General features: G+C 60.3%; 10 protein-coding genes, 1 pseudogene and 1 riboswitch. Of the genes and pseudogenes, 9 read left to right on the plus strand and 2 right to left on the minus strand.

The window, feature by feature from the left end:
* Positions 1-7: 7 nt before the first annotated feature.
* Together gcvT and Q3Y64_RS01945 are read right to left on the minus strand one after the other, a co-directional pair.
* Positions 8-1,093 carry a glycine cleavage system aminomethyltransferase GcvT gene (gene gcvT, locus Q3Y64_RS01940; protein ID WP_101942788.1) on the minus strand — a complete coding sequence of 362 codons (1,086 nt, stop codon included), beginning with the start codon at positions 1,091-1,093 and terminating at the stop codon, positions 8-10.
* Between the two features lie 275 nt (positions 1,094-1,368).
* Positions 1,369-1,453: riboswitch (glycine riboswitch) on the minus strand.
* A 54-nt stretch (positions 1,454-1,507) separates the two neighbouring features.
* Entirely contained in the window at positions 1,508-2,374 is an 867-nt protein-coding gene (locus tag Q3Y64_RS01945) for a CPBP family intramembrane glutamic endopeptidase (RefSeq protein ID WP_303559788.1), read from the minus strand.
* A 23-nt stretch (positions 2,375-2,397) separates the two neighbouring features.
* On the opposite strand from Q3Y64_RS01945, the gene Q3Y64_RS01950 reads away from it, so the two are divergent.
* The 9 genes and pseudogenes from Q3Y64_RS01950 (at position 2,398) to infB (ending at position 12,355) form a co-directional block, all read left to right on the plus strand.
* Positions 2,398-3,240 carry a 3',5'-nucleoside bisphosphate phosphatase gene (locus Q3Y64_RS01950; protein ID WP_101942595.1) on the plus strand — a complete coding sequence of 281 codons (843 nt, stop codon included), beginning with the start codon at positions 2,398-2,400 and terminating at the stop codon, positions 3,238-3,240.
* Between the two features lie 38 nt (positions 3,241-3,278).
* The gene (locus tag Q3Y64_RS01955; protein WP_101942596.1) at positions 3,279-3,902 is read left to right on the plus strand and encodes an L-threonylcarbamoyladenylate synthase; all 624 of its coding nucleotides are present in this window, start codon (positions 3,279-3,281) and stop codon (positions 3,900-3,902) included.
* A gap of 12 nt (positions 3,903-3,914) precedes the next feature.
* Positions 3,915-4,571: a site-2 protease family protein gene (locus Q3Y64_RS01960; protein ID WP_143707417.1), complete on the plus strand. Its 657-nt coding sequence runs from the start codon at positions 3,915-3,917 to the stop codon at positions 4,569-4,571.
* Between the two features lie 151 nt (positions 4,572-4,722).
* Positions 4,723-5,553, plus strand: a complete 831-nt coding sequence (locus tag Q3Y64_RS01965; RefSeq protein ID WP_303559792.1) for a ScpA family protein — start codon at positions 4,723-4,725, stop codon at positions 5,551-5,553.
* Positions 5,513-6,247 carry an SMC-Scp complex subunit ScpB gene (scpB, locus tag Q3Y64_RS01970; RefSeq protein ID WP_303559794.1) on the plus strand — a complete coding sequence of 245 codons (735 nt, stop codon included), beginning with the start codon at positions 5,513-5,515 and terminating at the stop codon, positions 6,245-6,247. The genes Q3Y64_RS01965 and scpB overlap by 41 nt, the downstream gene beginning before the upstream one ends.
* A pseudogene (rluB, locus tag Q3Y64_RS01975) lies at positions 6,144-7,124 on the plus strand (23S rRNA pseudouridine(2605) synthase RluB); the annotation flags it as partial. The gene scpB and the pseudogene rluB, both read left to right, overlap by 104 nt.
* Positions 7,125-7,600: 476 nt before the next feature.
* Positions 7,601-8,029: a ribosome maturation factor RimP gene (rimP, locus tag Q3Y64_RS01980; RefSeq protein WP_101942601.1), complete on the plus strand. Its 429-nt coding sequence runs from the start codon at positions 7,601-7,603 to the stop codon at positions 8,027-8,029.
* Positions 8,030-8,056: 27 nt separating this feature from the next.
* Positions 8,057-9,529 carry a transcription termination factor NusA gene (gene nusA, locus Q3Y64_RS01985; RefSeq protein ID WP_303559797.1) on the plus strand — a complete coding sequence of 491 codons (1,473 nt, stop codon included), beginning with the start codon at positions 8,057-8,059 and terminating at the stop codon, positions 9,527-9,529.
* Positions 9,530-9,547: 18 nt separating this feature from the next.
* Positions 9,548-12,355, plus strand: a complete 2,808-nt coding sequence (gene infB / locus Q3Y64_RS01990; RefSeq protein ID WP_101942603.1) for a translation initiation factor IF-2 — start codon at positions 9,548-9,550, stop codon at positions 12,353-12,355.
* Positions 12,356-12,379 lie beyond the last annotated feature (24 nt).

The raw sequence follows: 12,379 nt of genomic DNA on the forward strand, positions 1-12,379 counted from the left end.
ATAGGCTTCAGACCAGTACCTTACCGCGGCGCACGAAGGGCAGCTTCACTACGCGGGCGGCAAGGCGCTTGCCGCGGATGTCGACTTCGACCTTGTCGCCCACCTCCACACCTGCCGGTACGCGGGCGAAGGCGATTGACGCATTCATGCTTGGGGCAAAGCTGCCGCTGGTAGTCTCGCCCTCGCCGTGCGCCGTGAAGACTGGCATGTGGCCACGCAATACACCGCGATCTTCAAGCAACAGGCCGACGAGTTGGCGGGCCGGCGCTTTGGCTTCGAGTGCGGCGCGACCGATGAAGGCGCGCTCGCCTGAAAAGTCGACTGTCCAGGCCAGGCCCGACTCGAGTGGGCCGACGGACTCGTCCATGTCCTGACCATACAGATTCATGCCGGCTTCAAGCCGCAGTGTGTCGCGTGCGCCCAGACCAATCGGGGCCACGCCCTGGGCGGCGAGGGCATTCCAGATTTCGATGGCGCGTCCGGCCGGGAAGATCAGTTCGTAACCCGCTTCGCCTGTGTAGCCAGTGAAGCAGATCATCAGCTCATCCATGCGGGCGGCCTGGAAGTACTTGAGCGAGGACGCTGTGGCTTCGGTGTCGGGCAGGGCGGCCCACACCTTGGCCTGGGCGTTCGGGCCTTGTACCGCGATGATGGCCAGATCACGGCGCGGGCTGATTGTGACGTTGCCACCGCCGGGCAGTTTGCTGGCGACTTTGCGCATCCAGGCGACGTCCTTGTCGGCGGTGCCGGCATTCACGACGATGCGGTAATCGTCCTGAGCAAAGAAATAGACGATCAGATCGTCGATGACGCCTCCATCCTCCTGCAGCATGCAGGAGTAGAGCGCGCGCCCCTCTTCGGTGAGCTTGGCCACATTGTTGGCGAGCAGGATCGAGAGGAAGGCTTGCGCACCCGCGCCGCAGACATCGATCGGTAGCATGTGGGAGACGTCGAACATGCCGGCATCTGCGCGCACGGTCTTGTGTTCTTCGAGTTGGGAGCCGTAGTGGATCGGCATGTCCCAGCCGGCGAAATCGACGATCTTGGCGCTGGCGGCTGCATGCACGGGGTAGAGCGGGGTCTGTTTGGCCATGTTTTTCTCGGTACCGAACTGCGGGCAAATGAAAAGGGCTGAGTGCACGACGTGCTTCAGCCCCCATCTGTCCTTGGTACCTGAGAGATTGCGCCTGAGAGCTTCATCAGGCGGCTGAACGAACCGGCTACTGCGCTCGCCCACTCGCCGTACTTGCGTACTGCCTGCGCGGACCGCCCTGTTGCCGACTTGCTTGCTCACCTTCTGAAGCACCCGATCGATACGACGCGTGCCCCTTCGGTGGATGCCTGTGAGGCATCGCTCTCCAGATTTTTGATCTTCGTTCGGTCCTTTTGCCTGAGCGTTCCCGGGGGGTTGCGCCTTCGGCGGTCCAAGCGGACTCTCTCCCGAACGAGTCGCGACTGTACCTGTTCGCCCGGGGCAACTCAAGCTGTGCGCAGCAGTATGGAGCGCCTATCCCAAGGGGCTCTTCATCAGCAGCAGGATGCCGGCATTGGTCAGAAAGTGGGCAGCGCTACTCAAGGCCAGATTGCGTTGTGGGCCGGCCATCCAGCCATAAAAAAGGCCCGCCAGCGCGCTGAGTGTCGCAAAGGGCAGCCCCCAGGGCAGATGGACCAGCCCGAACACCAGGCTGCTACAAGCCAGCGCCAGTGCAAAGGTGTAGCGCTGGGGCGCAAGCAAGGTTTGCAGGCTGCCTTGCAGCCAGCCGCGGAAGAAAGCTTCTTCGGCATAGACGGTGAGGAACAGATTGCCCAGTAGCCACAGGCTGGCGCCAGGCAGCCAGCGAGGATCTGGTCGCGCCAGACCAAGCAGCCAGGCTAGAGCCGGGAAAGCGAGACAGCCGGCGAGTAGTGCCCAGTGCCGAAGCTGGATGCGTACTGGCGGGACAGGCTGAAGTGCCCACAACAGGATCAGGGCGGCCAGTCCCTTGTCGTAATGCCAGCGCAGCAAGCCATTGCCACTTCGGCCAAAGTCCTCCTGCCAGATCAAAGACGAAAAGCCTGGCAGCAGATGCAGGCTGGTGGCAAGCGCCCACATCGCGATCAGGCTAGGTAACCAGGGTTGAAGGCGGGAAGGGAGCTGAGAGCGCGCCAAGATCAGCAGCAGGACGGGGAGCAGGGCAGGCAGGGCCTGAGCTGAAAGAATGTCTCCGATCAGGGCGCAGAGTAGCGAGAAGGCCCCGGCAAACTGACTGGCCCGCCCGCTGCTTGGGTGCAACGCCAGCAGCAAGGCTGCGAAGAGCAGGCCAAAGGCAGCCAGCGAGGGAAAGGGAGGCGTCAGCATGCGGGGCAGGGTGCCGGCCGCGTGCCAACAGGTCAAGTTCCGGCTGCTACACTCGGCGTATGAATACCATCATCAATGCCGATCTGCACTGCCACTCCACCGTTTCCGACGGTTTGCTTGCACCCCGTGAGGTGGTGCGCCGTGCTCATGCCAATGGTGTCACCCTGCTGGCGCTCACCGATCACGATGAACTGGGTGGGCTCGCCGAGGCGCGTGATGAAGCTGCAGCGCTGGGTCTGGGGTTCGTGAACGGGGTGGAGATTTCGGTGTCCTGGCTGGATCAGTCGGTGCATATCGTCGGCTTGGGTGTGGATGTGGCCTCTGCTGAGCTCGTCGAGGGCCTGGCTCAGGCGCGCAGCGGGCGAGATTTGCGAGCTCGCCAGATGAGCGATGGGCTGGCGAAAATCGGTATCCGTGGCGTCTATGACGGAGCCCTGAAGTATGTGGGCAACCCGGCGCTGATCTCGCGTGCCCACTTTGCACGCTATCTGGTCGAGATCGGCATTGCCCGCGATGTGGCGAAGGTATTCGATCACTATCTGGTGCGTGGCAAGCCTGGCTTTGTTGAGCATGAGTGGGCGAGTCTCGAGGCTGCACTGGGCTGGATTCATGCGGCCGGCGGCATTGCGGTGATCGCTCATCCTGGGCGTACACGGGTCAGCAAGGCGGGTATGGAGCAGCTCTACAGTCGTTTCAAGGACCTGGGAGGCGAGGCCATCGAGGTTGTGTCCGGCGTACAGTGTGGCCCGGAAGCGCTGGCGGCCGCCCGCGTGGCGCGGCGTTTCGGCTTTCTCGCCTCGCGGGCCTCGGATTTTCATGGCCCCGGTGAGAGTGCAATCGACATCGGCCGTGCTGAACCGCTGCCACCGGATCTGACGCCGGTATGGGAGCGTTTGGTGTAAGGTGCCGCCTTCCTTTACGCCGCGCCGATCGCTCAGCCATGGCCCAGTTTTTTGAAATTCACCCCGAACATCCCCAGCCGCGCCTGATCCGTCAGGCGGCTGAAATCCTGCGCAAGGGCGGTTTGATTGCGGTGCCGACCGATTGCGCTTATTCGCTGGTGGGGCACGTTGGCGATGCGGCGGTGCTGGATCGTATCCGGCGCATCAGGGGAGTGGATGAGCGCCACCACTTCACCTTGATGTGCCGTGATCTGTCTGAAATCGCGACTTTTGCACGTGTTGATAACGCCCAGTACCGACTGCTCAAGGCCACCACGCCGGGAGCCTACACCTTCATTCTCGAAGGCACCAAGGAGCTGCCACGGCGGGTACTGCATCCCAAGCGCAAGACCATCGGTCTGCGTGTGCCTGATCACCTTGTGCTCAGCGCCTTGCTCGCTGAACTTGGCGAGCCGCTGCTTTCCTCCACGCTGCTACTGCCTGATGAGGAGTTGCCGCCGACGGATGCCGACGAGATCCGTTCGCGCCTGGAGCGTCAGCTGGATCTGGTGATCGAGTCGGGCCCCTGCGGACTGGAAACCACCACCGTGGTCGACCTGAGTGGCGAGGAGCCCGAGTTGCTTCGTGCAGGCAAAGGGGCGCTGGCGCCGTTGGGTCTATAAAATAGGCTTGCCATGAACGACTTCATTTATAACGTCGCTGTCTGGGCGATCCCTGTGGTACTCGCCATTACCCTGCACGAAGCTGCGCACGGCTATGTTGCCCGGATGTTCGGTGATCCGACTGCGCACATGATGGGGCGGATCACGCTGAACCCCCTCAAGCATATTGATCCAGTAGGAACCTTGCTTGTGCCGGGTGGCATCGTACTGATGAACGCCATCACGGGTGCGAGCTTTCCGCCATTTGGCTGGGCCAAGCCGGTGCCGGTTGATTTCGGGCGTTTGCGCAAACCCAAGGCGGATATGCTGTGGGTGGCAGCGGCGGGGCCGGCTTCCAATTTCGTACAGGCCATCGTCTGGGCCTTGCTGGTGGGTTTTCTGGTCCGCATGCAGGGCTCGCCGGACTCTTTCTGGTTTGATCTGGCTCAGCGTGGCATGTTGGTCAATGTGGGGCTCATGCTGATCAATCTGGTGCCCGTGCCACCGCTCGATGGTGGGCGCATTGTGGTGAGCTTGCTGCCGCTGCGCCAGGCATTGGCTTGGTCACGATTGGAGCCCTATGGTTTTTTCATCCTGATCGGCCTGCTGTATTTCGGCATCCTCGATTACGTGCTGCGCTACGTTGCGCAGCCGATTCTGTCCTTCCTGATGTTCTTTACCGGGCTGTAAGCGTGGTAACTGTTAAAGCCATGGGCTTGCATGGGCTTGTGAAGGCGTTGCTGCCGGAGTGCTTGAGTCGAGCAGAAGGCGTGTTTGCGATGGATGGGCGCGGGCGGGAGTCCTGCTGTATGGCTGGCCGGCTGAGCCTCGGTGGCGCGTGATGAGCGAACTGGCGCAACAGGAGCCGGTGCAAGGGGAGCTGGTGCTCGCCCGCATTCATGGCGAGCCGCTACGCGAGATGCCGAAGGATCTCTACATCCCACCGGATGCGCTGGAAGTCTTTCTGGAAACTTTCGAAGGCCCGTTGGATCTTTTGCTCTACCTGATTCGCCGTGCCAACGTAAATGTGCTCGATATCCCGATGGCGCCGCTGACCGAGCAATATCTGGCCTACGTGGATGCCATGCGTTCCACGAATCTCGAGCTGGCGGCAGACTATCTGCTGATGGCCGCAACCCTGCTCGATATCAAGTCGCGCATGCTCTTGCCCAAACCTCCGCGCGAAAAAGCCGACGATAGCGAGGAGGATCCGCGTGCAGAGCTGGTGCGACGCCTGATGGAGTACGAGCGGATCAAGCTTGGTGCCCAGTTGATCAACAGGCAGCCACGCGCCGAGCGTGACTTCGAATGGGTTGCGGTGCATGTGGCAGAGAAGACGGTCGAACGCCTACCTGACGTCAGCCTGGCGGATCTGCAGACGGCTTGGCTGGCTCTGCTTCAGCGCGCACGCCTGAGTCGTCACCACCAGATTTCTCGCGACGAACTCTCGGTGCGCGAATACATGACATCTATTTTGCGTCGTCTTCGGGAGGCTGGGGACGTGCCTTTCGAAGCGCTTTTTGAATGCACACATGGCGTGGCGAGTGTGGTTGTAGGCTTTCTGGCAGTGCTTGAGCTGGTGAAGGAACGCTTGGTGCACGTCACTCAGAATGCGCCGATGGAGGCGATTTATGTCCGACTCAATGAATCCGGCGCTGCTGACGCCGCCTGAGCAGGAGATGGCCGACGCAGAGGTTGTTGCGACGGCCTCAGTCGCCGAGCTGCTGGCGACGGGGATTGACGTCCGTTTTGCCAAGCAGGTGCTCGAGGCGGCCTTGTTGTCTGCGCAGGATCCCTTGCCGCTTGCCGTGCTGCGGCGGGTGTTTGAGCCGGATCTGGGAACACCGGTTTTGCAGCGCCTGCTGGCCGATCTGCAGGCCGATTGGCATGGAAAATCGGTGGAGTTGGTACGTCTGGCCAGCGGTTGGCGGTTCCAGACCCGGGCCGAATTTCAGCCCTGGCTGGAGAGGATGAAAGAGACCCGTGCGCCGCGCTATTCGCGCGCGGTGCTGGAAACCTTGGCGATCATCGTGTATCGTCAGCCCGTCACGCGCGGCGACATTGAAGATATTCGCGGCGTGGCCGTTTCCAGCCAGATCATAAAATCGCTGGAAACCCGTGGCTGGATCGATACGATCGGCCATCGCGACACACCGGGCCGCCCGGCCCTGTATGCGACCACCAAACATTTTTTGGATGATCTCGGCTTGCGCAGCCTGACGGAGCTGCCTCCTCTGGCCGAGCTTGAAGGAGTACTCGATCTTGTCGATACCGCAGAAGCCGCGTCGTCCGCGCTCGCCCAATCAGAAGAAGAACAGCCCGCTGCGCCGTCCGGCCCAGCCAATGCAAGCAGCGCCGGAGATTGACTTCGATTCGCCTGACTTCATCGAGGGCGAGCACGATGGTCAGCTCGCTTTCATGGGGCGCCTCGAGCAAACCCGTGATCTCGACCTGGGCGTGCCCGGTGGCGGTCGCTGGGGGCGTGGCGGCTCAGGGGGGGCTAGTAAAGTTGTCATGCTGCCCGGCGAGCGCATCCAGAAAGTGCTGGCCGAAGCGGGCTACGGTTCCCGTCGCGAAATTGAAGAATGGGTCGTGGCTGGCCGAGTCAGCGTGAATGGCGAGCCTTCGTTTCTGGGGCAGAAAATAGGCCCAACTGATCGCGTGAAGGTTAATGGCAAGCTGGTCAGTCTGCGCTTTGCGGCTGAGCAGAAAAAGCGTGGCCCGCGTGTGTTGGTCTACCACAAGCCGGAAGGCGAGATTGTTTCCAAAGATGATCCGGAAGGCCGCCCGAGCGTATTTGATCGCTTGCCGACGATCAACAAGGGACGCTGGATTGCCATTGGCCGCCTGGACTTCAATACCTCTGGTCTGCTGCTCTTTACCGATAGCGGCGAGTTGGCCAATCGCATGATGCACCCTCGCTACGAGATCGAACGCGAATACGCTGTGCGCCTCCTGGGAGAGCTGACTGAAGAGCAGATCAAGCAACTTACCGACGGCATCGTGCTTGAAGATGGTCCTGCCAAGTTCGCTACCCTGCGTGATGAAGGGGGCGAAGGTTCGAATCACTGGTATCGCGTAACGCTGTCTGAAGGCCGTAACCGCGAAGTGCGCCGCATGTTTGAAGCCATCGGCCTCACTGTGAGCCGTCTGATGCGTGTGCGTTATGGCAAGGTGGAGCTGCCGAGTCGTCTCAAGCGTGGCATGTACGAAGAGATGCAGCCAGAACAGGTTGCTGTACTCACCGGGCAGCCGGTTGAGAAGCGTCAGCAGCGTCCGGACGAAAAACGTCGTGCAGAGAAATCCAAAGGCCCGCGCAGCACCCGTCCGCATGTGAAGGAAGCCGCTCCGCGCCCTGAGTTGGCGGAAGGTGGAGAGCGCTCCGGATCTGCCAGACGCCGTCCGCGCCGTAACAAGCCACGTCCGGAGGGGCAAGGGCAGGTTCGCCCCGAAGGGGCTGCGGCACCTCAACAGGCGGCCGTCGTGGTAGATGGGGCTGCACCCGCGGCCCGCAAGCCGCGTCGTTCGCGCGGGCCACGGCGTGCGCGTCCGGCGGCTCCGCCCGAGGCTTGATCTGTAAGGGCTTATTACGAGACCGGCATTTACGGATGCCGGTCCGCGTGCTAAACTCCACGCGTTTTGTTGATTCGGGTCGGGCTTCTCGTTCGGCCGGGTAATCGTGATGGGCATTGCGCCCATTTTTTATTTGTGGCGCCGGAATGGATCTTTTTAGCCTTGTAGAACAGACGCTCGCTGGCATGGGTTACGAGCTTGTCGATATCGAGCTGTCGCCCGGTGGGCGTTTGCTGCGCATTTTTATCGACATCGAACGCGGCATCATGGTGGATGACTGTGCAACGGTCAGTCATCAGTTGCAGCACGTGTTCGAAGTAGAGAACGTCAATTACGACCGGCTGGAAGTTTCTTCGCCGGGGCTGGATCGCCCGATCAAGAAGAGTGCTGATTTCGAACGATTTGCAGGGCAGCAGGCGCAGATCCGGATTCGTATTCCGATTGGTAATCAACGCAATTTTGCAGGTGTGCTGGCGGGTATGCGCGATGGCGCCGTGCTGCTGCAGACCGAAAAAGGGGAGCTCGCTCTTCCGCTGGACCAAGTGGAAAAAGCGCGCCTGGTTCCGAAATTTTGATGAATTCGCTTTCAGGGGATTGAAACAATGAGCCGCGAGGTTTTGCTGCTTGTCGATGCACTGGCGCGTGAAAAGAACGTTGCCAAGGATATCGTCTTTACTGCGCTGGAAATGGCGCTGGCTTCTGCCACCAAGAAGCGGATTCATGATGAAGCCGACGTGCGCGTGTCGATCGACCGCGAATCCGGTGATTACGAATCTTTTCGTCGCTGGGTGGTGTTGCCTGACGCGGAAGTGGAGAACGATGAAGCCCAGATGGGCATCATCGATGCCCGTGAGCAATTTCCGGATATCGAAGTCGGGGAGTTCGTTGAAGAGCCGCTGGAGCCGATCGATTTTGGCCGTATCGGTGCTCAGGCCGCAAAGCAGGTCATTCTGCAGAAAATCCGTGATGCTGAGCGTGAGCAGATCCTGAATGACTTTCTGGATCGTGGCGAACATCTGTGTACCGGTAGTATCAAGCGCATGGAGCGCGGCAATGCGATCGTTGAAGTGGGTCGTCTTGAAGCCGTGCTGCCGCGTGACCAGCAGATCCCGAAAGAGAACCTGCGTGTCGGTGACCGAGTGCGTGCCTATCTGCTGCGTATCGATCGTGGCGCCCGTGGTCCGCAATTGATTCTGTCGCGCAGTGCGCCTGATTTCATTACCAAGCTCTTCGAACTCGAAGTGCCGGAAATGGAAGATGGTCTCCTTGAAATCAAGGCGGCGGCCCGCGATGCAGGCTTGCGAGCCAAGATTGCCGTGAAGTCCAACGATCAGCGCATCGACCCGATTGGTACCTGTGTGGGCTTGCGTGGCTCCCGCGTGACGGCTGTTCGGAACGAACTGGGTGGCGAAAACGTGGATATTGTGCTGTGGTCGCCTGAACCGGCCCAGTTCGTGATCAATGCATTGGCGCCTGCCGAAGTCAGCTCCATCGTGGTGGATGAAGAAACTCACACCATGGAAGTGGTGGTGGATGAAAGCAACCTGGCGATGGCGATTGGCCGTGGTGGTCAGAACGTGAAGCTGGCTTCCGAACTGACTGGCTGGAACATCAATCTGATGACCCAGCAGGCGGCAGCAGAGAAGTCCGAAGCTGAACAAGGTCAGTTGCGCAGCCTGTTCTGCGAAAAGCTGGATGTGGATGAAGAGGTTGCTGACATTCTGATCGAGGAGGGTTTCTCTTCTCTGGAAGAAGTGGCTTATGTGCCGCTCGCAGAAATGCTGGAAATCGAAGCCTTTGACGAAGAAACGGTCAATGAGCTGCGTCAGCGCGCACGGAATGTGCTGCTGACCGAGGCAATCGTGAGCGAAGAACAGCTGGAGGGTGTGGCAGAGGATCTGCTGGCGCTCGAAGGCATGGAAAAGTCTCTGGCTGCGAAGCTGGCCCAGGGTGGTGTGAAGAGCCGCGACGATCTCGCAGATCTGGCGGTGGATGAACTGGTGGAGCTGGGCGGTATCGATGAAGCCAGTGCCAAGGATCTGATTACCAAGGCGCGTGCGCACTGGTTCGAGTAAGCGGGGGAGAAGCACACGATGGCGCAAATGAGTGTGGCGGAGTTTGCCACCGAACTGAAAATGCCGGCTCCGGCCCTTCTCGAGCAATTCGAGAAGGCGGGGGTCGCAAAGTCTGGCCCGACCGATACGGTCAGCGAGCAGGACAAGGCACGACTTCTGGATTATCTGCGCCGTTCACATGGCGAGACGGCTCCAAAGTCCAAGATTACCCTGACCCGTAAGCAGACCACTGAAATCAAGGCGGCCGACTCGTCGGGCAAATCCCGCACCATTCAGGTTGAGGTGCGTAAGAAGCGCACATTCGTCAAGCGTGACGACATTGACCTCGCTGGTGAGGCTGCGGCTGAATCGCTGGAGACTGAAGTTGAAGAGCTGACGTCTGTGGCTGATGCCATTGAAGCTCCGGTTGCCGAGCTGATTCCGGAGGTCGTTGTTCCCGCCCCGGAGCCCGTTCCCGAGCCTGAACCCGCCCCGGAACCTGAGCCAGCTCCGGAACCTGAGCCTGAACCCGAAGCTGCTCCGGAGCCCGAGCCGGTTCCTGAGCCTGAGCAGACTCCTGAGCCTGAGTCTCCGCTCGAGCCTGTCGCGCAAGTCTCCGTTGCGAACCCTGCTGCGCCTGCTGTGGAGACCTCGCGTCAGCGTGAAGATCGTCGCCAGCGCGAACTGCTGGAGCGACAGGCGGCTGACAAGCGTGCTCGTGAAGCCGAAACGATTGCCCGCAAGGCTGCTGCTGAAGCGCGTGTCAAAGCCGAAGCGGACGCTGCTGCCGCAGCAGTTGCTGCGGCAGCAGCTGCAAAAGCCAAAGAAACTGCCCGCAAGGAAACGGGGCACACCCTGCATAAGCCGAACAAGCCCGCAGGTGCTGATGCCAGTAAAAAACCGGCACAACCGGCCAAGGCTGCGCCCTCGCGTGATGATGATTCGCGTAACAAGCGCGGTGGTCTGAAGACCCGTGGCGATACAGCGGGTGGCGCTGCCGGTTGGCGTGGCGGACCGAAGGGCGGTAGCCGTCATGGTGGCGGTCGTCATCAGGATCAGTCGACCAGCTTCCAGGCGCCGACCGAGCCGGTGGTGCGTGAGGTGCACGTGCCTGAAACCATCTCGGTGGCTGATCTGGCTCACAAGATGTCGGTGAAGGCCACGGAAGTCATCAAGAAAATGATGATGCTGGGTCAGATGGTGACCATTAACCAAGTGCTGGACCAGGAAACCGCGATGATCATCGTGGAAGAAATGGGCCATCAGGCACTGGCTGCCAAGCTCGATGATCCAGAAGCCTTCCTGATCGAAGGTGACGAAGCCAAGGATGTGAAGCTCGAGCATCGTGCTCCAGTTGTGACCATCATGGGCCACGTCGACCACGGCAAGACCTCGCTGCTTGACTACATCCGTCGTACCAAGGTGGCCGCAGGCGAAGCCGGCGGTATTACCCAGCACATCGGCGCTTACCACGTGGAAACGCCGCGCGGCATGATTTGCTTCCTGGATACTCCGGGTCACGAGGCTTTTACTGCAATGCGTGCCCGCGGTGCCAAGGCAACCGATATCGTGATTCTGGTGGTGGCGGCGGATGACGGCGTGATGCCGCAAACCAAGGAAGCCATTCACCACGCCAAAGCGGCCGGTGTGCCGATCGTGGTGGCGGTGAACAAGATCGACAAGCCGGAAGCCAATCCTGAGCGCGTCAAGCAGGAACTGGTCACCGAAGGCGTGGTGCCGGAAGAGTACGGCGGCGATTCGCCGTTCTGCCCGGTATCGGCCAAAACTGGTGTCGGTATCGATGAGCTGCTGGAAAACATCCTGTTGCAAGCCGAAGTGCTGGAGCTGACCGCTCCGATCGAAGCGCCTGCCAAGGGCCTGATCATCGAAGCGCGTCTGGATAAGGGGCGTGGCCCGGTGGCCACCATGCTGGTGCAAAGCGGCACGCTGCGTCGTGGTGACGTGGTGCTGGCCGGTGCTGCATTCGGTAAGGTGCGTGCCATGCTGGATGAGAACGGTAAGCCGATCAATTCGGCCGGGCCGTCTATTCCTGTCGAGATTCTCGGTCTGTCCGAAGTTCCGTCGGCCGGTGACGAAGTCATGGGCATGTCTGACGAGCGCAAGGCGCGTGAAATCGCCTTGTTCCGTCAGGGCAAGTATCGTGACGTAAAGCTGGCCAAGCAGCAGGCCGCTAAGCTCGAAACCCTGATGGATCAAATGAAGGAAGGTGAAGTCAAGTCGCTGCACCTGATCGTGAAGGCTGACGTGCAGGGTTCGCAGGAAGCGCTGGTGCAGTCGCTGCAGAAGCTCTCCACCGACGAAGTGCGCGTTAACGTCATTCACGCAGCTGTGGGCGGCATTTCCGAGTCCGACGTCAATCTGGCGCAAGCTTCGCAAGCGGTCATCATCGGCTTCAACACCCGTGCGGATGCCAACTCGCGCAAGCTGGCCGAGACTTTCGGCGTCGATCTGCGCTACTACAACATCATTTACGATGCAGTGGATGAGGTGAAGGCAGCGTTGTCCGGCATGCTGGCGCCTGAAAAGCGCGAACAAGTCATCGGCACGGTCGAGATCCGTCAGGTTATTGTTATTTCCAAGGTTGGTACGATTGCGGGTTGTTACGTACTGGATGGTGTGGTCAAGCGCAATTCGCGTGTCCGCCTGCTGCGCAACAACGTGGTGCACTTCGATGGCGAACTCGAGTCGCTCAAGCGCTTCAAGGACGACGTCAAGGAAGTTAAGTCGAACTACGAGTGCGGTCTCTCCTTGAAGAACTTCAATGACATCAAGGAAGGCGACCAGCTGGAAGTGTATGAAATCCAGGAAATCGCTCGTACCCTCTAAGCGGATGAAAGACTGGTTGTAACG

The organism is Uliginosibacterium sp. 31-12 (genome assembly GCF_030548425.1).
GTDB lineage: Bacteria > Pseudomonadota > Gammaproteobacteria > Burkholderiales > Rhodocyclaceae > Uliginosibacterium > Uliginosibacterium aquaticum.

What these genes read in the sequence shown, in the direction of transcription:
- Q3Y64_RS01955 (WP_101942596.1), top strand. Translation starts at nt 3,279, where the DNA reads ATGGCCCAGTTTTTTGAAATTCACCCCGAACATCCCCAGCCGCGCCTG.
- Q3Y64_RS01960 (WP_143707417.1), top strand. Translation starts at nt 3,915, where the DNA reads ATGAACGACTTCATTTATAACGTCGCTGTCTGGGCGATCCCTGTGGTA.
- gcvT (WP_101942788.1), bottom strand. Translation starts at nt 1,093, where the DNA reads ATGGCCAAACAGACCCCGCTCTACCCCGTGCATGCAGCCGCCAGCGCC.
- Q3Y64_RS01950 (WP_101942595.1), top strand. Translation starts at nt 2,398, where the DNA reads ATGAATACCATCATCAATGCCGATCTGCACTGCCACTCCACCGTTTCC.
- scpB (WP_303559794.1), top strand. Translation starts at nt 5,513, where the DNA reads ATGTCCGACTCAATGAATCCGGCGCTGCTGACGCCGCCTGAGCAGGAG.
- infB (WP_101942603.1), top strand. Translation starts at nt 9,548, where the DNA reads ATGGCGCAAATGAGTGTGGCGGAGTTTGCCACCGAACTGAAAATGCCG.
- Q3Y64_RS01965 (WP_303559792.1), top strand. Translation starts at nt 4,723, where the DNA reads ATGAGCGAACTGGCGCAACAGGAGCCGGTGCAAGGGGAGCTGGTGCTC.
- nusA (WP_303559797.1), top strand. Translation starts at nt 8,057, where the DNA reads ATGAGCCGCGAGGTTTTGCTGCTTGTCGATGCACTGGCGCGTGAAAAG.
- rimP (WP_101942601.1), top strand. Translation starts at nt 7,601, where the DNA reads ATGGATCTTTTTAGCCTTGTAGAACAGACGCTCGCTGGCATGGGTTAC.